We start from the raw sequence: 25,717 nt of genomic DNA, 5'->3' as shown, positions 1-25,717 counted from the left end.
TGGTGGAGACTAGGAGAGTCGAACTCCTGACCTCCTGCGTGCAAAGCAGGCGCTCTACCAACTAAGCTAAGTCCCCAGCTTATCAATAAGTCAATGTTTCTGATTTTCCGTACTTCGTCAGTAGTGGTGGGTCTGACAAGACTTGAACTTGTGACCCCACGCTTATCAAGCGTGTGCTCTAACCAACTGAGCTACAGACCCTCAGATACATCGTATGAAGAACAACTTGTTGTGGATTCTTACCAATCGTCAATCTTTCGTTAAGGAGGTGATCCAGCCGCAGGTTCCCCTACGGCTACCTTGTTACGACTTCACCCCAGTCATCTGCCACACCGTGGTAAGCGTCCTCCTTGCGGTTAGACTACCTACTTCTGGTGCAACAAACTCCCATGGTGTGACGGGCGGTGTGTACAAGGCCCGGGAACGTATTCACCGCGGCATTCTGATCCGCGATTACTAGCGATTCCGACTTCATGGAGTCGAGTTGCAGACTCCAATCCGGACTACGATCGGCTTTTTGAGATTAGCATCCACTCGCGTGGTAGCAACCCTTTGTACCGACCATTGTAGCACGTGTGTAGCCCTGGTCGTAAGGGCCATGATGACTTGACGTCGTCCCCGCCTTCCTCCAGTTTGTCACTGGCAGTATCCTTAAAGTTCCCGGCTTAACCCGCTGGCAAATAAGGAAAAGGGTTGCGCTCGTTGCGGGACTTAACCCAACATCTCACGACACGAGCTGACGACAGCCATGCAGCACCTGTATGTAAGTTCCCGAAGGCACCAATCCATCTCTGGAAAGTTCTTACTATGTCAAGACCAGGTAAGGTTCTTCGCGTTGCATCGAATTAAACCACATGCTCCACCGCTTGTGCGGGCCCCCGTCAATTCATTTGAGTTTTAGTCTTGCGACCGTACTCCCCAGGCGGTCTACTTATCGCGTTAGCTGCGCCACTAAAGCCTCAAAGGCCCCAACGGCTAGTAGACATCGTTTACGGCATGGACTACCAGGGTATCTAATCCTGTTTGCTCCCCATGCTTTCGCACCTCAGTGTCAGTATTAGGCCAGATGGCTGCCTTCGCCATCGGTATTCCTCCAGATCTCTACGCATTTCACCGCTACACCTGGAATTCTACCATCCTCTCCCATACTCTAGCCAACCAGTATCGAATGCAATTCCCAAGTTAAGCTCGGGGATTTCACATTTGACTTAATTGGCCACCTACGCGCGCTTTACGCCCAGTAAATCCGATTAACGCTTGCACCCTCTGTATTACCGCGGCTGCTGGCACAGAGTTAGCCGGTGCTTATTCTGCGAGTAACGTCCACTATCCAAGAGTATTAATCTCGGTAGCCTCCTCCTCGCTTAAAGTGCTTTACAACCAAAAGGCCTTCTTCACACACGCGGCATGGCTGGATCAGGGTTCCCCCCATTGTCCAATATTCCCCACTGCTGCCTCCCGTAGGAGTCTGGGCCGTGTCTCAGTCCCAGTGTGGCGGATCATCCTCTCAGACCCGCTACAGATCGTCGCCTTGGTAGGCCTTTACCCCACCAACTAGCTAATCCGACTTAGGCTCATCTATTAGCGCAAGGCCCGAAGGTCCCCTGCTTTCTCCCGTAGGACGTATGCGGTATTAGCATCCCTTTCGAGATGTTGTCCCCCACTAATAGGCAGATTCCTAAGCATTACTCACCCGTCCGCCGCTAGGTCAAGTAGCAAGCTACTTTTCCCCGCTCGACTTGCATGTGTTAAGCCTGCCGCCAGCGTTCAATCTGAGCCATGATCAAACTCTTCAGTTTAAAACTAGTAGCCACTTTAAAGGATGCCAATCTTGGCTCATCAATTTTCTGACAAATATTTCTCAAATAAACTTCGAGTAATTTCTACCATCAATCAATGAAAATAATTTCGATCAATCAATCAGTAAAAATCCACACAAGTTGTTCTTCATAATCTCTTAATGATCTTCTTGCTAATTCGTCACCAGCAAGCCAGGTCGGCTATATTACTCTCTATCTCTAGAAAGTCAACCAGTAATGAAAACTATTTTTCAAACTTATCAAATAAAACCCAACTCAATTAAACTTAACTAAGCCACTGTTTTATCAGAAGTTTTAATCTTCATCACCGCCGATGGATGTGCATTCTACAGCATTTCAGAGCCCGTGCAACACCTTTTTCAAGAAAATCATTTTGTATGTATATTTTTTAAGCTTTTCGTGTGTTTTCATTCATTTTTTATACAAATTTGCTTAAATGATGTCTATTCGTGAATATAACGTTTATTATTTTTATACTAATAAGTAGTGCTACTTACACAGAAAAGGCCTCAGGTTACCTTATGCATCGTTCTATTTACTTATCTATATGCTTATTTTCTTTAGCTTCAAGCGCACATGTTTTCGCCGAGGCGGCCACCAGTGTGGAAAATCTGGAAAACGAGCCTGCAAAAACGCCGCTTAGAACAAAAATCTCGACCAAAGCGCAACAATTACAAACGCAACTGAAAGTTGATGCCAGTGCAGCACAGGCTGAAGAAGTTAAAGATCCTTTTCAACCGTTAAATAGAAAGATCTATCAGTTTAATGATGCGATTGACCGCACCGTGGTACGTCCCATAGCCGTACAATATGTGGAAAAAGTTCCTCAAGATGTTCGTGGCAGCTATACCCAGTTCCGCAGTAACCTAGGTGAACCTTGGAATGTGGTGAATCAGCTGATTCAAGGTCGTCCTGCCCGCGCTGCTAAATCCCTAGGTCGTTTTACCATTAACACCTTAACAACTTTAGGACTGGCTGATCCAGCGCGTCGCCTGGGCTTGAGTCATGAAGAGGAAAAATTTGGAATTACCTTAGGTTATTATGGCGTGCCTTCTGGCCCTTATATCATGTTGCCATTTTTAGGTCCAAGTTCTGTCCGTGGCGTAATCGGTACTGCTGTAGATAGTCAAGCTCGTCCACAAAAATACATTCTCGAAGATGAAGATGGACTTTACTGGACTGATCAGTTTTGGCGTGCCATCGATACCCGTTCAGAAATACTGGACGTTGAAGGAGTGCTGACTGGCGATCGCTATGCGCAGATTCGCGATATTTATTTACAACGTACCAATTATGCAATTGCAGAAAAGAAAGGTACAGAACAAGATACGCTTTTCCTAGAAGATGATTTTGAAGATGACAATTCTGATGATGCACCTTCTAGTGATAGCAACATTGAATCTTCAAACGAAGATCTTTAAGTTTAAGCTTCATGTATGATTGCTAGTGAAAATCTGTTCGCTAGCAATACTTTGCTTGTTATAGTACATCTTATAGCCAATCCTGGGATTGAATCACTTTTTTATGTATTTCATTCAACCGACTCGTGATATTCCTTACTTAGATCAAGTACTTGATACGCTTCCTCATGTTCAGATGATCTATCTGGATGATCATGAACTGTATGACTCTACGATTATTGCGATTGCAGATGTACATGATTATCTGAAATATAAGTGGAATCTGCCTACGATTGTACTGGCCTTAGAAAATGAAGGTACTGCTTTGGCTCAGGCCTGGGAACAAGGTGCTTTAGCCGGCTGGATCTGGAACAAGCTTCCCGAGAATCCAGATCTGGCATTACAAAAAATTGATGCACAATATAAGCGTAACCAGGATAGCCGTGACCTGCCTTCTGCTGCAGAACTACAAAAAAAATTGTTACCGAATCCGATTGAACTGACCAATTACGAGGTCGAAACCTATTTTCAGCCTTCAGCCTATCTTTCAGGGGATTGGTATGATTATTGGAAAATCAGCGACAAAGAAGTGATTTTCTATTTGGCCGATGTATCCGGACATGGCGTCACCAGTAGTTTGCTCACGTCCTGGATGGCAGCTTTCCATGGTCGCTCCAAGACGCCGCGCGAGCTGATCAAGAAGCTGAACGGTATGCTGATGCAGGAAAATATTGAAAAGCACATCACCATGATTGCCGGGATTCTTAATCTGGAAACCCATGTATTAAAATGGTCCAGCGCTGGACATTATCCTCCACCGATTATATTTGAACCCAATCAAGAACCTAAAATCCTCTCTTCCAGCAGTTTCCCTTTGGGCTTAACCGAAGATCTTGAAGTTGAGGAAAATGAATGGGTATTAAGTCGCAATGCGCGCTTTATTATCTGTTCGGATGGCGCACTGGAACCCTTTGATGGTGGTTTAAATGAACAATTCTCGCAATTATTACACCATTTGCAGAACCAATCTTTTCAGGCTCCGGAACATGTGGCTGACGATATCGCCTTTTTAAGCTTTATCCGCGTAAATTAGCAGTATATTTACAGACTTTATAAGCACTTAATTTGATTACTACTTTCAGCCACTTGAGTATCAATACACCCTATGGGATAATTTAATATCCTTCTCTGCAAATGGCATTTATATGTCAACAGGTCATGTTGAATATGCAAGTCTGAACGGAACGCATATTTTTAAGCTTATCGGCGAAGTGCGTGCCCAATCTTGTATTAGTCTAGACAAATTACTGAACAAAATTGAACAGCAAGACAACGTAGTTGGCGCTATCGTTGATCTCACCGAAACCAGTTTCATTGACAGTACCGTACTCGGTGTTTTAGCGAAACTAGGACTGAAACTCAAGCAAGTACACAATATCCAGGCTGTCATGCTTTCTACCAATTCTGACATTACTACTTTGGCCAACAGTATGGGACTGAGCCAGGTGTTTGTGATTCTGAATTATTGTGGCGATCCAAATGTCTGTACACGTGCGCTGATGGAAGAACATGTCACGCATCAAAATATGCTAAATACGGTTCTGGATGCGCATAAAACCTTGATGAAGCTGAACCAAAGCAACCAGAATATGTTTGAACCTTTAGTCAAACAGCTACAGAAAGAGCAAGACAATTTAGATAAAATTTCCGAGCAAAAGGTATAACCATCTTATAAGAGGACCCTATGACTTTACTTTCTGTTGTACAAATGAATTCTCAAAATGAAATTGATGCCAATTTCGTGGAGATTGAATCTTTAATTCAACAAAGTAAGGCCAATGGTGCTGAACTGATTGTTTTCCCGGAAAACTTTGTCTGTTTTGCAGCAGGAAAACAGCGCGAAACTGCTGCACAATTTGAAGTGATTCAGCAGCGTCTGGAACAACTTGCCCATCAATATGACACCTGGATCGTTGCCGGTACATTACCCTGCCCTTATCGTCCAGATGGTTCAATCATTGAAGATGGCCGGGTGCGTACCGTTAGCCTGTGTATCAGTCCAGAACGGACCGAAGCGCGTTATGACAAAATTCACCTATTTGATGTGCAAGTCGGTGATGCTGTTGGTGGTTATCAGGAATCCAAATTCTTTGAACCCGGCACAGATGTTGTCGTAGCCAAAACCCCTTTTAGTAATATTGGTTTAATGGTCTGTTATGACCTGCGCTTTCCGGAACTGGCATTAAATCTACGAGCCAAAGGTGCAAACCTCTTGACCGCACCTTCTGCTTTTACCTATACCACTGGTGAAATGCACTGGCAGCTCCTTTTGCAAACACGTGCTCTGGATAGCCAATGCTCGGTGCTTGGTGCAGCTCAACAAGGCTGGCACGGTGAAAAACGCCAGACTTGGGGACATGCAGCCGCCACCAATAGTCGTGGACAGCTTCTTAATATGATCCATGCAGAAGGTGCTCAACTCATCACCGTCGAATTTGATTTAAATGAACAGCAAAAAGTGCGTGAATCCATGCCTTTAATGCAACACCGTAGACTTCTGCAACTTTCTTAAGAAACCTGCCCGGATACTTGCATAAATTAACAAAATCCCTGCTTATTCTTCAGGCAAAATCGCCGAGCATAGAAGCTCCATGAACAATAAATAGGGATTAAGCTCATGTCATTAGAAAAAGCCGTCTATACCGCACATGCCAAAGCCACAGGTGGTCGTGATGGCCGCGCCACCTCTGACGATCAGATTTTAGATGTACAATTGGCCGTGCCCAAAGAAATGGGGGGTCCTGGTGGTGGAACCAACCCTGAACAGCTCTTTGCCGCAGGTTATTCGGCATGTTTCTTGGGTGCGATGAAATTTGTTGCCAATCGTGACAAACTGAATATGAGTAAAGATGCTTATATCGAGGGTGATGTAGGAATTGGTCCAATTCCGACCGGGTTTGGTATTGAGGTGACTTTAAATATCCATCTTGAAGGTATGGATCAGCAAGAAGCGCAAAAACTGGTAGATGCCGCGCATATTGTCTGTCCGTATTCAAATGCAACCCGCAATAATATTGATGTGAACTTAAACGTCATTACTTAATTTTTCGATTCAACCGCTATCCTGAAAAATGCTTCAGGATAGCTAGAGCGCTATTATAAAATTTTAATCGCTGCGTCTTCCCTTAAAAACCAATTCTCTTTTCAAAACAAAAGCAAAAATCTTAATACTTATATATAATGATTCCTATTTGCAATAATTTATTTTAAATCACCATGTTCAAATTATTTATTTCTAGTTCTCTCCTGTTCAGCATTGCGACTGCCTCTTTTGCAGAGCTGCAAATTTCAGAAAAAGTTCGCCCCCAAGTAAAATCTGTAGTTAATGCCGAGATTGAACGTCTGCCCATTCCTGCAACACCCAACAATATGATTCTGCCTGAATTTGGTAAAGGTATCATTGGTTGGGGTGCTGGCCCCAAAGATGCCGAAGTCCGTTTCCAGCGTGTCACCACAGCCGATGTTGAAAAAATGAAACAGGATGGGGTTACTTTAGAAATGGCGCAGGCCTGGCAGACCTTCTATGAAAATGAAACTCAGCGGAATCCGGGTAATCCGACTGCACCTTTTCGGGCCCAACTGATGAAAAAAATCGTCAGCCTCTGGTAAATATCCAGATATCCTGAGGACAAGTCATTAAAAGCAGCAGATTAGAAAATTATTCTGCTGCTTCATTGGTGACCCGTAACACTTCTTCAATGGTAGTTTTCCCTGCCAATACCTTGCGCAGACCATCATCCCGAATCGAACCGGATTGCTGCCGTGCATAACTTTCTATTTCGTATTCGGCCGCATTGCCATGAACCAGACGGCGCATATGATCATCGACGGGCACAATTTCATAAATCGCAGTACGCCCACTAAAACCAGTATTGCCACAGCGTTCACAACCCTGTGGTTGCGGCAGTCTTAAATCCTGTGGATGTTCAATATTTTCAAACAGTTTCTTTTCAAAAGCATCTGCTTCATGCCAGGTCGCGCAATGCGGACATAACGTTCTGACCAGACGCTGGGCAATTACCCCAATCAGGGAACTTGAAAGCAGGAACGGCTCAATGCCCATATCCTTCAAACGCGTGACAGCACCAATCGCGGTATTGGTATGCAGGGTCGACAACACCAGATGCCCCGTCAAGGAGGCCTGCACCGCAATTTCTGCGGTCTCCAGATCACGAATTTCACCCACCATCACCACATCAGGATCTTGGCGCAGCATGGCTTTTAAGGCACGTGCAAAGGTCATATCCACTTTGGTATTCACCTGGGTCTGACCAATACCTTCCAGTTGATATTCAATCGGATCTTCAGCGGTGAGGATGTTTTTGGAACCATCATTAAGGTCAGAAAGTGCGGCATATAAGGTGGTGGTTTTACCCGAACCGGTGGGGCCAGTGACTAAAATAATGCCGTGTGGACGATGCACCAGAGTTTTCAGTCGATCATAGTCATTATTCATCAAGCCCAAATGGGTCATATTTAAACGACCGGCCTGCTTGTCCAGCAGACGCATCACCACACGCTCACCATGAGAGGATGGCAAAGTAGATACACGGACATCGACTTCACGTCCGGCCAGACGCAAGGAAATACGACCATCTTGTGGAATGCGCTTTTCCGCAATATCCAGTTTGGCCATGACTTTAATCCGCGAGACCAAAAGCGGCGCAAGTTCACGGCGTGGCTGGACAATTTCACGGAGCTGGCCATCGACCCGTAAACGTACCGACAGTTTTTTCTCAAAAGATTCAATATGAATATCGGAAGCCCCGACCCGAATCGCTTCAGACAATAATGCATTGATCAGTCGTACAATCGGCGCATCATCTTCCTGATCCATCAGATCTTCAGCTTCAGGTACGGAATCGGCCAGACTGAGTAAATCCGGATGATCTTCCAGACCGGCAGCCACCTGCTGTGATTCGCCGCTATCTCCGGCAAAACTGGAACTGAGTAACTGGTTAAATTCCTGTTCGCTACAGAGTTGAAAATGAGCCGGATAACCGAGCAGACGGCGGGCTTCCTGCAATGCAAGCATCGAGGTATTGTCACGACGCAGAATAAAGGCCTGATCTCCCTCATAACGCAACAGCACACCATGGCGCTTGGCGAAGCTATATGGGATTTGTAATTGTTTAAGTACTTGCATCGCGGATTATAATAATGATGAAAAAATTTAAATTGAGTGTACTCTAAGCATATGACAGCGTGAAGTATGTTTTCAAAGATTTAGCAAGAAAGGGTGCCAAGATTGCCGCGAGATAAAGATGAATTAATCCCGAATACAGCAAAAATGCGCTGGTGGGGAGAACAGAATTTTGAAATAAATCAGTCTAAAGCCTGGCAGTTTGGCTCCTTGCTGTTTCGGCTGACCCGAGGGATTCAGGAATGGCGACTGGAATATTTCCGCCCTTCTGTGCAATATGATTATGAACAGCAATGGCATCAGATTGATGATCCGAATTTTGCCTTTCCCCCACCTGTGAAAATTGAACGCTATATGTTCAAATCCACGCAAAAAAAATTGCAACTGATGCCACGTCTTGCAGACCGTTCTGTGGTGATTAAACCAGTCGATCCGATTTATATTCCTGCTGGACAGCGCGGTACGCTTTATATCAGCACGCCCTTATGGATTGCCGGTTTTGTCGAGGGTCAACGCGAACCGATTTTCGATTTACCGGTAATCTTGCCAAAAGACACTTGGTTTGGACCTAATCACCGTTCGGGGGAAATCTGCTACGCCACCGCAGTTGATGGCAGAACCGAACTGAAACAGTTACATCCGCGAGCCTTTCGTGCAGTCACGCCAATTGAGTTTCACAATACCAGTAACCAGCAATTGCGCTTTGACCGAATGAATGTGCCAGTGCCTGCCCTGCCGCTTTTTTACAGTGAAAGTACCGGCCGCTTATGGACCTCGCAAATCCGCGTTTTGCATGAAAGTTCGGACCGTCCACCACGGATTCGGGTCGAAAACCGCACGCCACCAAATGCTGGTGAAGTGGCCTATCTGCATCCACCGCGTGATCCAGCAGGTGCATTATTTAATATGTTTGATTCATTTTTCTAAGGGCGTCTGATGCCAAGTTCAAATATTCCGACCGAAGTCACCAACAGCCTGAAGGGAGTATTTACCAATATCAATACCGATCGTTTGACCGAAGTTTTGGTGGCGGTGGTGTTGTGCTTTATTGGTTTCCTGATTGCGCGCTTTATTTCCAATACCTTTATTCGCACCATTGGTGTACGTTTTAATGCTCATCAAAAACTGGTCTGGCGCCGCGGGATTTTCTATTTTATCTTCCTGTTGTTTGTGATGGCCAGCCTCAAGGAAGCCGGTTTTAAACTCAGTGTCTTCCTCGGCGCTGCCGGGATTTTAACGGTCGCACTGGGTTTCGCTTCGCAAACATCAGCATCCAACCTGATCAGTGGCCTGTTCCTGATTGGTGAAGGTTCTTTTGAAGTCGGTGATACCATCCAGATTACCTTGATTCGTGGACATACCATTGAAGGTGAAGTGATCTCGATTGATCTGCTCTCGGTTAAACTGTTGACCCAAGATAATATCTATGTGCGTTTGCCAAATGAACAACTGATTCGGGCGCCAGTACAAAACCTGTCAAAATTTCCGATACGGCGGATTCCGATTACCTTGGCAATCAATTTCCATGAAGATATTATCAAGGTGCGCGAAGTTCTGCTGGATGTTGCCAACAAGTATCCACTGGTTCTGGCCGACCCGAAACCTGCAGTCACCGTTACCGCTTTCCGTGAATCTTCGATTGAACTGCTGTTTGCAGTGTGGTGCCAACAGGAAAACTACCTGAAAGTTCGTGATGAAATGCAGGAACGGATTCGCAACGGCTTTGTCGATAACCAGATTGAAATTCCGGTGCCGAAAATGGGCTTTGTCGATCACCCACTTTCCCGCCCTTTGGAAAATGAAGAAATCGATCAATATGCCAATGAAAAGACCCTCAAAAGAGAGCCTGATCTGAAATAACCCTTAGATTCCCTCTCCTTTTTAAAGGAGAGGGTTAGCGAGAGGATTCAAAGCTCCTTCTCCGGCATCGGCGCAATATAAGCAATCAGCAGCATCACCCCACCCGCCAGCAAGAAGGAAATCACCCGGGTCAGGGTGCCAATATGTGACAGGTCAAATAGTACGAGTTTCAAAGTCACAATCACCAGAATACTGCCACCTAAAATCCACATCGGTTTCAGTTTTCTGAGTGTTGCTGTCCACATGGTGATCCAGGCCAGCAATACCCAGAGTATGGTCAGACTAAGTTGAACTGTTGCATTGCTCCATAATGCCAGCTCATTAAACGGTGTCTGCAGATACACATGTAAAGCTCTTAAAACAATATAACTGGAAAGCCATAACAGGCTTAGTACCATTAAAACCGCCATCATGCCTTTATCACGTCCCACCTTGATTTGCTGTAACAGCATCCAGATAAAACTGGCAAACATGGCGATACTGATCAGGTCAAAAGGATTCAGGATCGGCAGCCAGTAATATTGAAAGGCTTGCTGGCTAAACAGCTGTGAACATACCAGCCAGCTTCCCATCAGCAATAAACAGCTCTTGGTTTGCCAAAGCTGCTGCCAACCTGACTGCACATCCTGTCGATAGCACCACAGGCAGAAGAATAAAGGTAAAATCACCATGCTCAGATAAGGCATGTTCGGGATCAGGCATACACTTGCCAAAGCCAGACTACTAAAAACACCAAAGCTCATCCACTCCTTGGAGAGCTGCAAGCCAGCCAACGGTCTAAGCCACAAAATGGCTAGTAGCATCGTAGAAAGGGCAAAAACTCCACGTTCAAAACTACTATTCCAGACAATCACCGCATTTTGACTACGATCCAGGGTCAGAATCGCCGCAATGACCAGCAAGGGCGAGATGCCACTCCACTTCGGCAGTAACAAGGACCATTCCTGGGTTTTGCGCAGGATCATTTCATTGAACAGTACATAACCCAGTGTGATGATAAATAAACTCAGCACATAGGCATGCTGACTCGGAAATTCATCTTCCAGCAAGGCAAATAACATCAGACTGGCCGCGACACTCACGCTGCTTAAAAAGCTGACACTCAGACTATCCATCTGCTGCTGGTACTGTTTTTTAAGCTGGCTGATGACTACGACTGCCACATAGCACAGACTCAAAATCCAGAAAATGATTCGCGGTGTTGGATTAATCTCGACCAGATAATACAGGCTGCTGAATCCGGCCATCAGCAATAAGCCCATGCTCAGATAGTGTGCTACCCGGACATTTTTTTCCAAGGCCCACAAATAAATCAGAACACCTTCAACGGCCCAGCCGACCACACTCCATTGCTCTGTCAATAAGATCGGTGGCACCAAGGCGAGAAAAATCAGCATCAGGCTCAGATAGCTCTGCGAAATGAGCTGGATAGTTTGTTTACGGCGCAACAGTGTCCAGCAAGCGGCAAAGACCAGTGCAAAGAACAGGCTTAACCCAGCTTGCCAGAGTTTTTGATTGGGCTGATTAAAATGAATCAGATACAGAAAAATATAAGCGGTAATAGGGGCAGCAAAAATCAGCGCTAAGTCCAATACCGGTTTTAACTGAAAACGTGAGAGATCCTGTCGTGCCAGCAACTGGCTAAAGCGGAAACCTAGCCAGATAAACAGTGCACTATGTGCCAGAATCAGCGCAGTCATGGCATAACGCTCATATGTATAACCATGAATCAGGCTATATATCCCGCCAACGACCCCAGTGACTAAAAAAGCAATTTGATTGAGAATCTTCCATGGTCGGAAACTGCTCAGCACTGCCATCCCGATATTGATCAGCAGATAATAGCTAATCAACTCAACAGCCGAAGCATCGCGGGTAGGCAAGGTAAACGGCGCCAGATAAGCAATCAGCAAAGCCATCAAGGCCAGTTCGATGCTTTCCTGTTTCAGACTTAAATACAAAGTGATGGCCAGAATGATGAGGAATAGCAAAGTCGCCAACGGTAACGTGGGAATCACCAGATTGTAATAGGCAAAAAATAAGGTCAGGAACAGACTCCCCAAACCCAGTCCTTCCAGTGCCAGAGCAAAACTCCGATTTTTTTGCATCAGGCGATAACCCAGACCTGTTACACAGCCACTTGCCAGTGCAACCAGGCCCAATTTTGCAGCCAGACTGAGTTGCCAGTGCTCAGTGGCAAAGCGCAGCAGTAAAATAATCCCAATCACCAAAATACTGATTGCGACCTTGAGGACAGGATTCCCCTGAAAAAGCCAACGCTGCAGTTGATCTACCAGATGAGGAGAATCGTTTACCTCTTGGGCAGACTCGGTTTTCACCAATGGAACAGAATCGGATCGATCCGGTGATCGCTGTAAGGGATCGGCAGAAAGAGATTGTGATTGCAGCTGTATCAAGCGCCCTTCCAGACGTTGCAGCCACTTGAGCAAAAAGAATACCCAGGCCGTAATCCCAATTCCCATCAGCCAATCCAGTTCAGCCAGTCCACCAACAATGGCAGTAATTGAAGAAATATATAAAGGAACTTTAGAATTGCGTTCTAGGGACATCTGCTGCTGTCCGGCCAATTGATTCAGCGGTGCTTCTACCGCAGTGACATATTGCATCACGCTAAAGATAAAACCCAAACCACACAGATAAGTCACAATCTGATAACCCAGATACCAGGCGCTGATCCCGGTAATCAGCAAGGTAATCAGCCAGATCATGCGTAACTCATTCCGTCCTGCAGCCATTCTTATATTTCTCTTTCCTGAATCGTTCCATCATACAACAGCTTGTGCTGCTTATTTCATCTTCGGCCGATATTCGCTAAGCTGTAAACTCAGACTCGCCTCAGCGAGCGCGGTAAAAATCACGTACAATAGCGCTGTATTTTGAATAAGGAATTGATTACATGCCACCATTTGTCTTGGTCGATGGCTCTTACTTTTTATTTCGTGCCTTTCACGCACTGCCACCATTAACCACGTCAACCGGTTTACATACCAATGCAATTCGTGGTGCGATTTCTGCTATTCAAAAACTGATGCGCCGGACCCAACCGACCCATATGGCGGTAATTTTCGATACCCCAGAGCCAACCTTCCGGCACGAGCTGTCACCGATTTATAAAGGTGACCGTCCCAGCATGCCAACGGAATTATCCGAACAGATTCCTTATCTACATGCCTTGATCCGCGCTTTGGGCATTCCCCTGCATACCTTGCCAGGTGCCGAAGCCGATGACATTATTGGGACACTGGCCAAACGTGCCGAGGCGATGGGACATCAGGTGCTGATCTCTACGGGCGATAAAGATATGGCACAACTGGTGACCGAAAAAGTCACCCTGGAAGACAGCTTTAAAGAAAAACCGCTGGATGTCGACGGTGTGTTTGAAAAGTTTGGCGTCTGGCCGAATCAGATTATTGACTATCTCACCCTGATGGGCGATGCATCAGATGGCATTATGGGCGTGCCAGGTGTAGGTGCCAAAACGGCAGCAAAACTGCTCACTGAATATGGCTCGATCGGCGGAATTTTAGAAAATGTCGACAAGATCAAAGGCAAAGTCGGTCAAAATATTAAAGAACATGTCGATGGCATTGCACTGGATCACCAGTTGGCCAGTATTGTGATCGATCTGGATCTTAACTTTGGTTATGACGATTTAAAACTGTGTGAGCCGAATGTCGAGACCTTACGTCATTTGTACACCGAGCTGGAATTCCGTAACCAGCTGCAGTCCTTAGATCACCCGAACAACCCGAATAATTCAAATTACCAGCAAGCAGCAAAATCTATTAACGCCAAAGCGCTTGCAGCACCCGAACCTCTGGAAGACCATGCGTCTGTGACCAGCAGTGATGACCAGCTAGGTCAAGCGACCTACCACACAGTATTAAGCCAGCAGGACTGGGACACACTGTTTGAGCGCCTAAGTACCGAAAAACGTTTTGCCTTTGATACCGAAACCACCAGTTTGGATTATCGTATTGCACAGATTGTCGGTTTCTCGGTCGCCTTCGATGCGCAGAATGCTTATTATGTTCCCTTGGCACATGATTATGAAGGCGCACCGGAGCAGCTGAATCGTGAAGTAATTCTGGCGCAGATCAAACCAATTCTGGAAGATGAGTCTGTAAAGAAAATTGGTCATCATCTAAAATATGATGCACATGTACTGGAAAATCATGGCATTCATCTGGCAGGCTGGTATTTCGACACCATGCTGGCTTCCTATGTCCTGAATTCTGTCGCAACCCGTCATGGCATGGATGATGTGGCCCGTCTGTATTTGAGTCATCTGACCACGACTTATGAACAGGTGGCCGGTAAAGGTGCTAAACAGAAGACCTTCAACCAGATTCAACTTGAAACTGCAGCACATTATGCCGCAGAAGATGCACATGTCACCTATCGCCTTTATGAAGTCTTGAGCAGCAAATTGCAGGCACACCCTGAACTGGTGAATATTCTGCATAATATTGAAGTTCCGGTCGCACGTGTACTGACGCAAATGGAAGAAAACGGCATCGAACTGGATCTTGCTTTTCTGGATCAGCTTGGGGGCGAATTTTCCAACACCATGCACAATCTGGAAAACCAGATCATGGAAATTGCCGGTGAAAGCTTTAATGTCAGCTCACCTAAACAGGTCGGTGAAGTTCTGTTTGAAAAGCTGGGGCTAAAAGGCGGTAAAAAAACCACCACCGGACAATACAGTACCAGTGAAAGTGTACTGGAAAAAATTGAACATCCGATTGCCCAGCTAATTCTGGAATATCGTGGTTTGTCCAAGCTGAAAAGTACCTATACCGATGGCTTATGCAAACAGGCCAATCCTGATACCCATCGTGTGCATACCAGTTATCATCAGGCACTGACTGCAACTGGCCGTTTATCATCGACTGATCCAAACCTGCAGAACATTCCGATTCGTGCCGAAATTGGCCGTCAAATCCGTAAGGCTTTTGTGGCACCTGAAGGCCGTGTCTTGCTGGCAGCCGATTACTCACAAATTGAATTGCGTCTCATGGCACATTTATCTCAGGATGAAGCCCTGCTGGATGCCTTTATTCATGGTCAGGATGTACATCGCCGTACTGCAGCTGAAGTTCTAGGCATTCCTCTGGAAGAAGTGACCAATGACCAGCGCCGTCAGGCCAAGGCCGTCAACTTCGGCCTACTTTACGGCATGTCCGAGTTTGGTTTGATCCGACAGTTGGGCTTTACCCGTCAGGAATCACAGGATTATATCAAGCAATATTTCCACCGTTATCCGGGCATTTATGACTATATGCAACGTACCCGTCAGGTCGCATTAGAACAAGGCTTTGTTGAAACCCTGCTCGGACGCCGTTTATATACCCCAGATATTGATGCCCGTAATATGATGGTGCGTAAAGCGGCAGAGCGTGCTGCGATTAATGCTCCGCTACAAGGTTCGGCTGCGGATATCATTAAAATGGCGATGATTGAAGTCGACAAGATGTTGCCGAAAGATCAGGCCAAAATGCTGTTGCAAGTACATGATGAACTGGTATTTGAAGTGGATGAAGACATTGCCGATGAACTCGCACCTAAACTGGCAGAAGTGATGCAATCGGTATTGCAGATTTCTGTACCATTGGTGGTAGAAGTGGGTAAAGGCAAAAACTGGGATGAGGCGCATTAATGTGCCTTTAACCCCATCTTCCTTATAGGAGGTGAGGAATATATTCCGCAAGGGGATGGAGGGGATTTTAATTTATAATCCTCATCTACAGGCAGCGATATTAAAATCTTTTCTACTATCAAGTTTTGAACGCATATTTTTCTATTTTTAGGAAATCAGCAGCACTACTGGTTAAGAGCATCCAAGTTCCCTCTCCTCTCAGGCATAGGTATCTACACAATTCCTGAACTTTGCGTTAAATTGAAGAGCATGCTCTTCAATTTAACATCTCTGGCCTGGATCAGCGTCTTGTCAAGCGCTATAACAGCCTTGTAAAGCTCAATATGAACCCTCTTGCTTCACTTGCTCCGGCAATCAAAGACCTGGCTTCTGCCCAAAAGTCGAGTTTCGCAACCACACAAGCGGTCTGGCGATTCCTGAATAATGACAAAATCTCTTTTAGTCAGTTAAACCAGCCAATTGAACATCTTGCATGTGAACAGATCAAGGCATCACCGCATCAATATGCATTGATTGTTCATGACTGGTCTCAGCTACAGTATGTGAAACACCATCATAAAATTCAGCGCCTGCAAAGAACCCATCAATATGATTCAGGCTATGAATTGCAAAGCAGTCTGCTGGTTGATGCAGCCTCGGGACTACCTATTGCGCCACTGGCGCAGACACTATCAGATGCCTCAGGCTGCTATTCCACATTCAGTCAACACTCTGCTGGGCGCAAATCTCATCTAGATTCACTTACCGAACAAATCAAAGTGATTGAACAATATCCCATTGAGAAAACATGTGTTCATATCATTGATCGTGAAGGTGACTCCATTGCCCACCTAAGGGAAATGAGCAGCCAGGGTTTTAAATGGCTGATTCGGGCGAAAGAAGGCCATCGAATTGAGCATCAGGGCAAAACATGCAAAGTTGCAGAAGCCGCAGAACGAGTAGAAACGCAGCAGGTCCAGCCGATTGCCTATAAAGGAAACCGGCATATGTTGCATGTGGGAGAAACTGCTATCCGGATAACACGTGCAGCAAAACCGAAGAGAAATGACGATTCAGGCCAACGGGTTGCTCCCCAGCCAGGGAGTGCGATTGAAGCCAGATTAATTGTTGCCGTAGTGAAAGATGATCAGGATAAGACCGTCGCAAGATGGTCACTAATCAGCAATGTTCCATCAGAGATTACTACGGTAGAGATGACGACCTGGTATTACTGGCGCTGGACAATTGAATGCTATTTCAAGCTGCTCAAGCAGGCAGGTCATGATATTGAAGCATGGCTTCAGACCAGACCTGAAGCCATTTTAAGGCGGTTACTGATTAGCTGTATGGCTTGTGTTTTAACTTGGCGAATCCAGCGTTCTGAAGATGAACACCATCAGAAAATTCGTGTATTTCTCACCCGTCTTTCAGGTCGGCAGCAGAAAAGAGGTAGGTTGGAAAGTGCACCTGCCTTATTGGCAGGGCTTTCGATTTTACTGAACACTCTTCAACTGCTCTCGGAATATTCAATAGATGAACTCAATGAGATAGCCACAATGGCATTAGGTATCTCATAGATGTGTAGATACCTATGCCTCTCAGGAGAGGGTTAGGGAGAGGTTAAAATCCCATCTTCTTCTTGCACTTCGATTAAAACTTGTCAAGGTTTGGCAAGTTTAACAAATCCCTCCCAACCTCCCTTTTCTAAAGGGAGGAGCAAATAAAAAGGACGCCTCAGCGTCCTTTTCTTTTCATTCAGATTAAAAACCCGTTAACAATACAATTGCCACCTGGTTCATGATCATTTCAATCACAATCAAGGCCAGAATTGCCAGGATTGGAGACAGGTCAATCATGCCCATATTCGGCATAATCCGGCGGAAAGGTGCCAGCAATGGCTCGGCAAGTTCCTGAACTACTTCAATATAAGGTGAACGGGATTGGGTAAACATCACCACCCAGCTTAAAATAATAGTAGCGAAAATCAAATAACGACAGAAACGGATCAGATCCTGCATCATGGTAACAAAAGTCAGAATAATCAGATGGACAGGCCCATTCGGCATCCCACCTGACAGATACATCATGCCAAAAATTTTAAGCAGATAGAGCACGACCAATAATGCCAAAGCAGCAGTACTGACTCGGCCTTTGGCCAAGGTTGGGAAAATTCGACCAAATACATCTACAATTTTAGTGGCTTTCACGGTAGAAAGAACCACAGGATTGTAAGGACTGACCGCTGCCAGTTGCATTAAAAATCGGAAGAATACGAGCAAAATCGCGACGTTAATGATAATGCCAAAAATTAGCGCAGAATTTGCACCCATACTTGAACGTTCCTAAAAATTAAACTGAAGATTTGCTGCTTTCACTGAGCTCTTGTGCCAGTTCTTGACTGCGTTTTTGTGCAGCGGCAAGTGCCGCCTGAATATTTTGAGAAATCTGGGCGCGATCAAAGACTTCAAGTGCCGCCTGTGTAGTCCCATTTGGAGAAGTCACATTCTTACGTAACTGAGCCGGCGTATTCGAGCTGGTAATCGCCATTTGCGCCGCGCCTAAAGCGGTCTGCAAGGTGAGTGCAGTTGCAACTTTTTCATCCAGACCTAAATTTTTACCCGCACGAATCATACTTTCCATCATATAGAAAAAGTAAGCCGGACCCGAACCCGAGACTGCAGTGACTGCATCAATTTGTGCTTCTGAGTCAACCCAAATGGTCAGTCCGGTCGATGCCAGAACCTGACTGGCTAGCTCACGGTCACTCGTTTCCACAAATGCATTGGCATATAAACCATGTGCCCCAGTCTGTACCAGTGCTGGCGTGTTCGGCATAACTCGTACAATGCGCTCAGTCCCCAATAATGCTGACAATGTGGCAATTTCTGCACCAGCAACAATGGAAATAATCAGCTTATTATTGACCAGACCTTTTAATGGTTGCAGCACTTGAGCCAAAACCTGAGGTTTTACCGCCAGTACGACAATATCTGCATCCTGAATTGCAGCGCTATTATCCCCGGTCACATTAATTTCTTTTTCCGCCAATAAAGCACGGACTTTTTCGACCGGATCAGAAACTGTAATACGTGTTGCTGGCAAACCACGTGAAATCAGACCGCCAATTAAGGCTTGGGCCATATTACCGCCACCAATAAAACAGATATTACAATTTAAAGCTGCACTCATGTTCAATGCTCGTCGTTGAGTTCTAAAGTTGAAGAAACCGAAATCGGCAGCCATCCGCCTGCTTCACAATATGCAGATTGGGCCAACCAAAATCCTTTAGGGGTAAACACGCCTAGCATAACATTATCTGTGCTTAATATTTGAATAGTATGCCGAGCCCAGGGAAATATTTGCGCTTCCTGAATGGCTTTTTTCAGCGGCCAGGTACCGACACGGCCATATAAATGAATTTTTTCGCCACCTTGCCGCTGCTGCAAATGCAAAGGTTGCTGCAATAATGCAGGAGATAAACCTAGCTGGGCAGGCTGAATGATAAATTTCCCTGACAAAACCTGCACGCTGTCTTTTAAAGCGAATTTTATAGTTTTCGGGCTAGTTTGAACTTGTTGTTGATCAGCTAAATAGATCTCTGCGGCCAAACGATATAATTGCTGCTGATAGCGTACATAGTAAAAGCCTTGCCAATACAATGCCGCCTGAGCATCTTGCTTGGCATGAATGACTTCGCGTTGCAAACGCTCTACCATCGCTAAAGATGGACGATACTGTTGTTTACCTTTCATCCAGGCAGAGAGCAATTGACGTTGTCGTGATTTTGAAAGCTGTAAAAATTTACCAAGATCGAGCTGCGTTTCAGTTCCACAAGATGCTAAATCCTGTTGCAGCACTTCTTGTAAAATGTCTTGAGCATCCTGCATCAGCTCACTGGTTCGCACCAAGGCGGCTTGCATTTTAGGATAACGTTCGCTTAATACCGGCCACAGCGTCTGGCGTGCCCAGGCCCGGTCATAATAGGTATCAGCATTGGTCGGATCTTCAATATTCTGAACATTCAGGTCTGATGCCCATTGGCAAATCTGCTCACGGGAAATATTCAGTAGTGGCCGCCAAATCGTCAGATTTTCACGTATATCGATCTGTTTCATGGCTGCTAAACCATCAACGCCGGCGCCAGACAATAAACGCAACATTAGGGTTTCCGCCTGATCTTGTTGATGGTGTGCCAGCACCAACATTTCATCCGCTTGTAAATGTTGCAGATAGGCCTGATAACGTGAATTGCGCGCTTGCTGTTCCAAATTGCCACTGGCGACATTGACGGGCTGAATGATACAGGGAATATTCAGTTGCCGACACTGCTGCTGAACAAAAGTGCCCCATGCACTACTGATACTTTGCAGCTGATGATCCACATAGATTGCCCGGATTTTTTCCGAGCATAAAAAAAACATCAGATGCAGCAACAACATAGAATCTACGCCACCACTGCATCCGATGAGAAATTTTGTCTCTGCAGGAAAGTCCTGCAGCTGTTTTAAGAAACCAGACCTAAATTGTCGCTGCCAAACTTCATTAAACGTTGGTAACGTGCTTCGCATCGTGCTTGCGCTTCCATTAGTTGCAGTTCGTTCAAAGCTTCTTTCAGCACTGCTTTCAAGCTGTTCATGACCTGATCCGGATTTAAGTGAGCACCCTCACCTTCATCCACCACATATTCTACAATACCCATTTTCTGCAATTTTTCTGCAGTCAGAGCCAAGGCTTCACTAGCCTGTTCGGCTTTTTCAGCGGTTTTCCAAAGAATTGAGGCACAGCCTTCCGGTGAAATCACCGAATAAATACTGTGAGAGAGCATCACCACACGATCTGCTACCCCAATACCCAGCGCACCACCTGAACCGCCTTCACCCAGTACAGTTGCAATCACAGGTACTTTCAAATTAGAAAGCTGAGCCAGACTGGTGGCAATCGCTTCAGCCTGACCACGTTCTTCTGCACCGACACCCGGATAAGCGCCCATAGTGTCAATAAAAGTAAAGACTGGCAGGTTAAAACGCTCTGCCATGTCTAGCAGACGCTGTGCCTTACGATAACCTTCCGGGTTACTCATGCCAAAATTATGCTGTAATTTTTCACGGGTGCTACGACCACGATGCTGACCAACGATCATCACCGGTTGACCATCGAAACGAGCCAGACCACCGATCATCGCGCCATCATCACCATATAGGCGGTCACCATGTAAAGCATCAAATTCAGTGAATATTTCACCCACATAGTCCAGGAATTGTGGACGTTCTGGATGACGTGCAATCTGCACTGTCGCCCATGCTTTTGATGGAGTTGCTTTATTTTTCATAGGTTAACCGTTTTCATCCCTATAAAGGTATTAATTAACAAACTGTTCGGATTGAATCGAGAGTTCAATCTCCCAATTTTTAAATTGCTGCTGTTCATCGTGCAGTTCAGCGACCAGCAATGGCCATTGCTTGGCATCACCAGACACGCTGAGTTGCCATTGTTGCGCATTTTCAACCTTGAGTTCAATGGCAGGAAGCATCTCATCGCTACGACTGTGATTGACCAAAACCGACAGACGAAGCAGCAAACATAACCATAAAAGTTTAGATCCACCGACTTTCATCACATCAATCTTGGCATCAGCGCGCAATTTACGCCGATGGTGCGCGACCAAATGTGACAAATGATTTTGATCAACTTGCGAGAAACCGGCAATATCCGAATGTTGTAATAAATACGCGCCATGACGATGATAGCCACTGTGACTGATGGCCAAACCAATCTCATGCAGATAGGCGGCACGACGTAACAGGTCACTATCTTCAACACTTAAACCGAGTTCACTGGCCACGTCATTAAACAGTTTCTGTGCGGTCTGAACCACACGTTCAGCCTGCTTGGCATCGGCATTATATCGACCAATCAAGGCATGTACGGAACGATCGCGGATATCTTCATGCTTGAAACGGCCAAGCAAGTCATACATCACGCCTTCACGTAGTGCACCATCAGAATAGACCAAATGGTCAATTCCCAGTACATCAAAGACAGCATAGAGAATGGCAATACCAGCAGGTAAGACGGCACGACGATCATCTTTCAGACCTTCGAATTCCATGTCCGAGACGTATTTATATTTAAGCAGTTTATCTTTGAGCTTTTCCAGGCCTTCACGCGTCAACTGTTCGCGATCATTGCTCCAGCCCATATTAACGCAAATCTGGCGGCAGGCTTTAATGGTACCACTCGAGCCGACGACAGCATCCCAACCGGCTTCTTTATAAGTATTGGCAATTCCCGAAATTTCTTTACGTGCCGCAGTAACTGCTTTATCAAAAGCTTTGGCGCTGATTTCACCATCCTGAAAATAGGCCTTGGTAAAGGCTACGCAGCCCATTTGTACCGATTCGGTATGAATTGGCTCGAATTCTTCACCGATAATCAGCTCAGTTGAACCGCCCCCAATATCCACCACCAGACGACGACCGCTGTTGGCCATGGTATGCGATACCCCCAGATAAATCAGACGGGCTTCTTCACGACCCGCGATAATTTCGATCGGTTTCGGTAAAATTTCTGCAGCTTTCTGGATAAATTCATGGCCATTTTTAGCTTGACGCAACGCATTTGTCGCCACGATCCGCAAGCGGTTCGGCTGAACGGCACCTAAACGCCCCACAAAACGAGCCAGACAGGCCAAACCGCGCTGCTGTGCGGCTTCGGTTAAATTCTTATTTTCGTCTAGTCCTGCGGCAAGCTGAACTTTTTCTGACATTGATGCCACTTTCTTCACTTCGCCATGATCTACACGGGCGATGGCCAAATGAAAGCTGTTTGATCCCATATCGATGGCGGCAAGTAATTCTTCATCAATCAAAAAGTCAGACATTCCAGAAATAAACCTTTAACGAATTGTGCTTAGAGTAATTCACATGCATGCAATTTAAAAGCCATTTGTAGCGACAATTTAATGCCTTATTCTTTTTTGTATCGGGAATAATAGTGAGACACGATCATCACTATCGTGATCATCCATTAGACAAAATAACATTAAGCATTGAAAATTTACAGATTCCCCTACATTGTTAAAGATGGCTATGTAATACTAATAATTAGTTATCTTTAAAATATTAATCTGGAGCACATTCCATGTCTGGCAACATCGTAAACACTACTGACGCAAACTTCGAAGCAGACGTTCTTCAATCAGACGTTCCTGTACTGGTGGACTTTTGGGCAGGCTGGTGTGCACCATGTAAAGCAATTGCACCCGTACTTGAAGTGCTTGCTGATGAATACCAAGGCAAAGTTAAAATCGTGAAAGTTGATGTAACTTCTTGCGAACAAACTGCTGTGAATTTCAACATCCGTAACATCCCGGCTTTGTTGATGTTCAAAAATGGTGAAGTTGTTGCGACTCAAGTCGGTGCTGCACCAAAATCTAAACTGACTGCATTTATTGATGACAATATCTAAGCACAGCATTTTTAGTAAAAAATACGCGACTCATGCTCGCGTATTTTTTTCGGCTATAAATTGACAAACCTGGCATTATCTCTTATATTCGCTACTCAAGAGATAAAGGATCCTAAATCCTGTCAATTTCTTACAAGACACATTACATAAGATGCCGCTCGGCAATAGAAATTGTTTTCCACATTTTTCTTTGAAACACTCAAACAGATCTCTGAATTGTTCTTTTGCAAATTCAATTGCTTTCGTTTGAATGCTGGTATGCGGCCGAATGTTACTCCCTTTCTAACCTGTACCTCAGAACTTTGATTCTATCTGACCACCTATGAATTTAACCGAACTCAAGAAAAAACCGATTGGCGAACTCATCAAGATTGCCGAGTTTATGGGCCTCGAAGGTATGGCTCGTAACCGTAAGCAAGACATTATTTTTGCCATCTTAAAACGTCATGCAATGAATGGCGAAGAGATTTTTGGTGATGGCGTTCTAGAAATTTTGTCAGATGGTTTTGGCTTTTTACGCTCAGCCGCAGGTTCTTATTTAGCAGGTCCTGACGATATTTATGTCAGCCCTTCTCAAATTCGTCGTTTTAACCTCCGTACTGGCGACACCATTACTGGCACCATTCGCCCGCCGAAAGAAGGCGAACGTTATTTTGCTTTACTTAAAGTCAATCAAATTAACTACGACACACCTGAAAATTCACGTAACAAGATTCTGTTTGAAAACTTGACGCCATTATTCCCGACTGAACAGTTGGTGATGGAGTTGGGCAATGGCACCACTGAAGATTTAACCACCCGTGTGATCGACTTAGTTGCACCGATTGGTAAAGGCCAGCGTTCAATTATTGTGGCTCCGCCGAAAGCGGGTAAAACCATGCTGCTGCAAAGCATTGCACAGTCCATCGTTCGCAATAATCCTGAAGTTATTCTGATCGTTCTCCTAATTGATGAGCGTCCAGAAGAAGTGACTGAGATGGAGCGTACGGTTCGTGGTGAAGTCGTGGCTTCTACCTTTGATGAATCTCCTGCACGTCACGTTCAAGTCGCTGAAATGGTGATTGAAAAAGCAAAACGTCTGGTTGAACATAAGAAAGATGTGGTGATTTTGCTTGACTCGATTACCCGTCTGGCACGTGCTTATAACACTGTGATTCCTTCATCAGGCAAAGTACTGACTGGTGGTGTGGATGCACATGCCTTAGAACGCCCTAAACGTTTCTTCGGTGCTGCACGTAATATCGAAGAAGGCGGTTCACTGACCATCATTTCTACTGCCCTGATTGAAACCGGTAGTAAAATGGATGAAGTGATTTACGAAGAATTCAAAGGTACAGGTAACCAGGAAATTACCCTTGATCGTCGTATTGCTGAAAAACGCGTGTTCCCTGCAATGAACATCAAGAAATCTGGTACTCGTCGTGAAGAACGCCTGATGTCAGAAGACAATCTGCGTAAAGTCTGGATTCTGCGCAAGCTGTTGCATACTCAAGACGAATTGGCGGCAATGGAATTCTTACTGGATCGCATGAAAGAAACTAAAACCAATGATGATTTCTTTGATCAGATGAAACGCAAAGCTTCAAATTAAAATTTCAAATGAAAGGTCACCTAAGCGGTGGCCTTTTTTAGGTTGACATAAATTACAGAATGAAACAATCCAACCTGATTTATGTAAACTTATTTTTAAGTTTTTGATTAATAAAATATTCAGATTAAAAATTGTATAACTTTTAAGTGTTTAACAAGCCTTTCTCCAATCTAAATCTTTCATTCCATTGTTATTTTCTGTTAAAAACTTCTTATTTTTTATCGTTTTTCCGTACTTTTTTGATCATTGCCAGTAGCAATTAAAAATGCGCAGTGATAGCATATTTGCAGACCAGTTAGACTGCTCCTGCGTTGTTAGTCCCTAACACAATTAGGAACAATAAAAGCACTTAACAGACTAACTTTGGTTTTTTTTAATCTCAATTTTTAGAGAGTGATGCCATGTTATTCAAAAAAATCGCTATTGCTGCTGCAGTTGCTACTACTCTAGCTTTCGTTGGTTGTGCTAAAAAAGCTGACGACGCTGCTACTGACGCTAACGAAGCTGCATCTGAGGCTGTAGAAGCTGCATCTGAAGCTGAAGCTGCTGCTGATGCTGCTGCTGTAGAAGCTACTGACGTTGAAGCTTCTTCTGAAGTTGCTACTGAAGTTGACGCTGCTGCTGAAGCTGATGCTGCTGCTGCAGTTGCTACTGATGCTGCTGCTGAAGCTACTGCTGCTTCTGAAGCTGCTGCTCAATAATCTTCTAGATTATTCA

Annotated in this window: 20 protein-coding genes, 2 tRNA genes and 1 rRNA gene; 13 read left to right on the top strand and 10 right to left on the bottom strand. The window is 45.1% G+C overall.

Going from position 1 to position 25,717, the window contains the following annotated elements; translation table 11 throughout:
* From F891_RS02720 to F891_RS02710, 3 genes are all read right to left on the bottom strand, one after another.
* Window positions 1–76: transfer RNA gene (locus F891_RS02720), tRNA-Ala, on the bottom strand.
* 48 nt (window positions 77–124) lie between these two features.
* Window positions 125–201 (bottom strand) — tRNA-Ile (locus F891_RS02715).
* A gap of 60 nt (window positions 202–261) precedes the next feature.
* Window positions 262–1,799 (bottom strand): 16S ribosomal RNA (locus F891_RS02710).
* A gap of 542 nt (window positions 1,800–2,341) precedes the next feature.
* Here F891_RS02710 and F891_RS02705 point away from each other — a divergent pair.
* From F891_RS02705 to F891_RS02680, 6 genes are all read left to right on the top strand, one after another.
* Window positions 2,342–3,241 carry an MlaA family lipoprotein gene (locus tag F891_RS02705; RefSeq protein ID WP_004278245.1) on the top strand — a complete coding sequence of 300 codons (900 nt, stop codon included), beginning with the start codon at window positions 2,342–2,344 and terminating at the stop codon, window positions 3,239–3,241.
* Between the two features lie 103 nt (window positions 3,242–3,344).
* Window positions 3,345–4,313, top strand: a complete 969-nt coding sequence (gigA, locus tag F891_RS02700; RefSeq protein ID WP_004732911.1) for an RsbU family protein phosphatase GigA — start codon at window positions 3,345–3,347, stop codon at window positions 4,311–4,313.
* Window positions 4,314–4,425: 112 nt separating this feature from the next.
* Window positions 4,426–4,944: an anti-anti-sigma factor GigB gene (gene gigB, locus F891_RS02695; RefSeq protein WP_004647542.1), complete on the top strand. Its 519-nt coding sequence runs from the start codon at window positions 4,426–4,428 to the stop codon at window positions 4,942–4,944.
* A gap of 20 nt (window positions 4,945–4,964) precedes the next feature.
* Window positions 4,965–5,792 (top strand): carbon-nitrogen hydrolase family protein, encoded by an 828-nt coding sequence (locus tag F891_RS02690; protein ID WP_005261909.1) that lies wholly within the window; start codon window positions 4,965–4,967, stop codon window positions 5,790–5,792.
* Window positions 5,793–5,897: 105 nt separating this feature from the next.
* The gene (locus F891_RS02685) at window positions 5,898–6,323 is read left to right on the top strand and encodes an organic hydroperoxide resistance protein (protein ID WP_005095836.1); all 426 of its coding nucleotides are present in this window, start codon (window positions 5,898–5,900) and stop codon (window positions 6,321–6,323) included.
* Between the two features lie 173 nt (window positions 6,324–6,496).
* Window positions 6,497–6,889 carry a DUF4951 domain-containing protein gene (locus F891_RS02680; protein ID WP_005095834.1) on the top strand — a complete coding sequence of 131 codons (393 nt, stop codon included), beginning with the start codon at window positions 6,497–6,499 and terminating at the stop codon, window positions 6,887–6,889.
* A 49-nt stretch (window positions 6,890–6,938) separates the two neighbouring features.
* Here F891_RS02680 and gspE read toward each other — a convergent pair whose 3' ends face one another.
* Window positions 6,939–8,426, bottom strand: coding sequence for a type II secretion system ATPase GspE (gene gspE, locus F891_RS02675; RefSeq protein ID WP_005172539.1), 1,488 nt, complete (start codon window positions 8,424–8,426; stop codon window positions 6,939–6,941).
* Between the two features lie 144 nt (window positions 8,427–8,570).
* Here gspE and F891_RS02670 point away from each other — a divergent pair, with 144 nt between their 5' ends.
* Complete coding sequence (locus F891_RS02670; RefSeq protein ID WP_162924849.1) at window positions 8,571–9,350, top strand: hypothetical protein; 780 nt, start codon at window positions 8,571–8,573, stop codon at window positions 9,348–9,350.
* 9 nt (window positions 9,351–9,359) lie between these two features.
* A complete protein-coding gene (locus F891_RS02665; RefSeq protein WP_005261908.1) occupies window positions 9,360–10,283 on the top strand; it encodes a mechanosensitive ion channel family protein in 924 nt (307 codons plus the stop codon).
* A 47-nt stretch (window positions 10,284–10,330) separates the two neighbouring features.
* Here F891_RS02665 and F891_RS02660 read toward each other — a convergent pair whose 3' ends face one another.
* Window positions 10,331–13,039 (bottom strand): DUF2339 domain-containing protein, encoded by a 2,709-nt coding sequence (locus F891_RS02660; RefSeq protein ID WP_005261907.1) that lies wholly within the window; start codon window positions 13,037–13,039, stop codon window positions 10,331–10,333.
* A 161-nt stretch (window positions 13,040–13,200) separates the two neighbouring features.
* Between F891_RS02660 and polA the strand changes: the two genes are divergently transcribed.
* Window positions 13,201–15,963, top strand: a complete 2,763-nt coding sequence (gene polA / locus F891_RS02655; protein WP_004732926.1) for a DNA polymerase I — start codon at window positions 13,201–13,203, stop codon at window positions 15,961–15,963.
* Between the two features lie 323 nt (window positions 15,964–16,286).
* Window positions 16,287–17,519 carry a transposase gene (locus tag F891_RS02650; RefSeq protein ID WP_004730312.1) on the top strand — a complete coding sequence of 411 codons (1,233 nt, stop codon included), beginning with the start codon at window positions 16,287–16,289 and terminating at the stop codon, window positions 17,517–17,519.
* 183 nt (window positions 17,520–17,702) lie between these two features.
* On the opposite strand, the gene F891_RS02645 is transcribed toward F891_RS02650, so the two are convergent.
* Genes F891_RS02645 through ppx form a run of 5 tightly spaced genes read right to left on the bottom strand, consistent with a single transcriptional unit; the run spans window position 17,703 to window position 22,822 of the window.
* On the bottom strand, window positions 17,703–18,272 hold the full coding sequence (locus tag F891_RS02645) for a YggT family protein (RefSeq protein WP_004732929.1): 570 nt from the start codon (window positions 18,270–18,272) through the stop codon (window positions 17,703–17,705).
* A gap of 19 nt (window positions 18,273–18,291) precedes the next feature.
* The gene (proC, locus tag F891_RS02640; protein WP_004732930.1) at window positions 18,292–19,131 is read right to left on the bottom strand and encodes a pyrroline-5-carboxylate reductase; all 840 of its coding nucleotides are present in this window, start codon (window positions 19,129–19,131) and stop codon (window positions 18,292–18,294) included.
* A 2-nt stretch (window positions 19,132–19,133) separates the two neighbouring features.
* Entirely contained in the window at window positions 19,134–20,510 is a 1,377-nt protein-coding gene (gene tilS / locus F891_RS02635; RefSeq protein WP_081401684.1) for a tRNA lysidine(34) synthetase TilS, read from the bottom strand.
* A complete protein-coding gene (locus F891_RS02630) occupies window positions 20,447–21,271 on the bottom strand; it encodes an acetyl-CoA carboxylase carboxyltransferase subunit alpha (protein ID WP_004732934.1) in 825 nt (274 codons plus the stop codon). The genes tilS and F891_RS02630 overlap by 64 nt, the downstream gene beginning before the upstream one ends.
* A 30-nt stretch (window positions 21,272–21,301) precedes the next feature.
* A complete protein-coding gene (gene ppx, locus F891_RS02625) occupies window positions 21,302–22,822 on the bottom strand; it encodes an exopolyphosphatase (RefSeq protein ID WP_004278264.1) in 1,521 nt (506 codons plus the stop codon).
* 260 nt (window positions 22,823–23,082) lie between these two features.
* On the opposite strand from ppx, the gene trxA reads away from it, so the two are divergent.
* From trxA to F891_RS02610, 3 genes are all read left to right on the top strand, one after another.
* Window positions 23,083–23,409, top strand: coding sequence for a thioredoxin (gene trxA, locus F891_RS02620; RefSeq protein ID WP_004278266.1), 327 nt, complete (start codon window positions 23,083–23,085; stop codon window positions 23,407–23,409).
* Between the two features lie 322 nt (window positions 23,410–23,731).
* On the top strand, window positions 23,732–25,000 hold the full coding sequence (rho, locus tag F891_RS02615) for a transcription termination factor Rho (RefSeq protein ID WP_004278267.1): 1,269 nt from the start codon (window positions 23,732–23,734) through the stop codon (window positions 24,998–25,000).
* A gap of 401 nt (window positions 25,001–25,401) precedes the next feature.
* Window positions 25,402–25,701, top strand: coding sequence for a hypothetical protein (locus F891_RS02610; RefSeq protein WP_005261904.1), 300 nt, complete (start codon window positions 25,402–25,404; stop codon window positions 25,699–25,701).
* The last annotated feature ends 16 nt before the right edge of the window (window positions 25,702–25,717 follow it).

Source organism: Acinetobacter sp. CIP 101966 (assembly GCF_000369725.1).
GTDB classification, from domain to species: Bacteria; Pseudomonadota; Gammaproteobacteria; order Pseudomonadales; family Moraxellaceae; genus Acinetobacter; species Acinetobacter lwoffii_Q.
This window is presented reverse-complemented; position numbering and strand designations above follow the sequence as displayed.

What these genes read in the sequence shown, in the direction of transcription:
- F891_RS02705 (WP_004278245.1), top strand. Translation starts at nt 2,342, where the DNA reads ATGCATCGTTCTATTTACTTATCTATATGCTTATTTTCTTTAGCTTCA.
- gigA (WP_004732911.1), top strand. Translation starts at nt 3,345, where the DNA reads ATGTATTTCATTCAACCGACTCGTGATATTCCTTACTTAGATCAAGTA.
- gigB (WP_004647542.1), top strand. Translation starts at nt 4,426, where the DNA reads ATGTCAACAGGTCATGTTGAATATGCAAGTCTGAACGGAACGCATATT.
- F891_RS02690 (WP_005261909.1), top strand. Translation starts at nt 4,965, where the DNA reads ATGACTTTACTTTCTGTTGTACAAATGAATTCTCAAAATGAAATTGAT.
- F891_RS02685 (WP_005095836.1), top strand. Translation starts at nt 5,898, where the DNA reads ATGTCATTAGAAAAAGCCGTCTATACCGCACATGCCAAAGCCACAGGT.
- F891_RS02680 (WP_005095834.1), top strand. Translation starts at nt 6,497, where the DNA reads ATGTTCAAATTATTTATTTCTAGTTCTCTCCTGTTCAGCATTGCGACT.
- gspE (WP_005172539.1), bottom strand. Translation starts at nt 8,426, where the DNA reads ATGCAAGTACTTAAACAATTACAAATCCCATATAGCTTCGCCAAGCGC.
- F891_RS02670 (WP_162924849.1), top strand. Translation starts at nt 8,571, where the DNA reads ATGCGCTGGTGGGGAGAACAGAATTTTGAAATAAATCAGTCTAAAGCC.
- F891_RS02665 (WP_005261908.1), top strand. Translation starts at nt 9,360, where the DNA reads ATGCCAAGTTCAAATATTCCGACCGAAGTCACCAACAGCCTGAAGGGA.
- F891_RS02660 (WP_005261907.1), bottom strand. Translation starts at nt 13,039, where the DNA reads ATGGCTGCAGGACGGAATGAGTTACGCATGATCTGGCTGATTACCTTG.
- polA (WP_004732926.1), top strand. Translation starts at nt 13,201, where the DNA reads ATGCCACCATTTGTCTTGGTCGATGGCTCTTACTTTTTATTTCGTGCC.
- F891_RS02650 (WP_004730312.1), top strand. Translation starts at nt 16,287, where the DNA reads ATGAACCCTCTTGCTTCACTTGCTCCGGCAATCAAAGACCTGGCTTCT.
- F891_RS02645 (WP_004732929.1), bottom strand. Translation starts at nt 18,272, where the DNA reads ATGGGTGCAAATTCTGCGCTAATTTTTGGCATTATCATTAACGTCGCG.
- proC (WP_004732930.1), bottom strand. Translation starts at nt 19,131, where the DNA reads ATGAGTGCAGCTTTAAATTGTAATATCTGTTTTATTGGTGGCGGTAAT.
- tilS (WP_081401684.1), bottom strand. Translation starts at nt 20,510, where the DNA reads ATGCGAAGCACGTTACCAACGTTTAATGAAGTTTGGCAGCGACAATTT.
- F891_RS02630 (WP_004732934.1), bottom strand. Translation starts at nt 21,271, where the DNA reads ATGAAAAATAAAGCAACTCCATCAAAAGCATGGGCGACAGTGCAGATT.
- ppx (WP_004278264.1), bottom strand. Translation starts at nt 22,822, where the DNA reads ATGTCTGACTTTTTGATTGATGAAGAATTACTTGCCGCCATCGATATG.
- trxA (WP_004278266.1), top strand. Translation starts at nt 23,083, where the DNA reads ATGTCTGGCAACATCGTAAACACTACTGACGCAAACTTCGAAGCAGAC.
- rho (WP_004278267.1), top strand. Translation starts at nt 23,732, where the DNA reads ATGAATTTAACCGAACTCAAGAAAAAACCGATTGGCGAACTCATCAAG.
- F891_RS02610 (WP_005261904.1), top strand. Translation starts at nt 25,402, where the DNA reads ATGTTATTCAAAAAAATCGCTATTGCTGCTGCAGTTGCTACTACTCTA.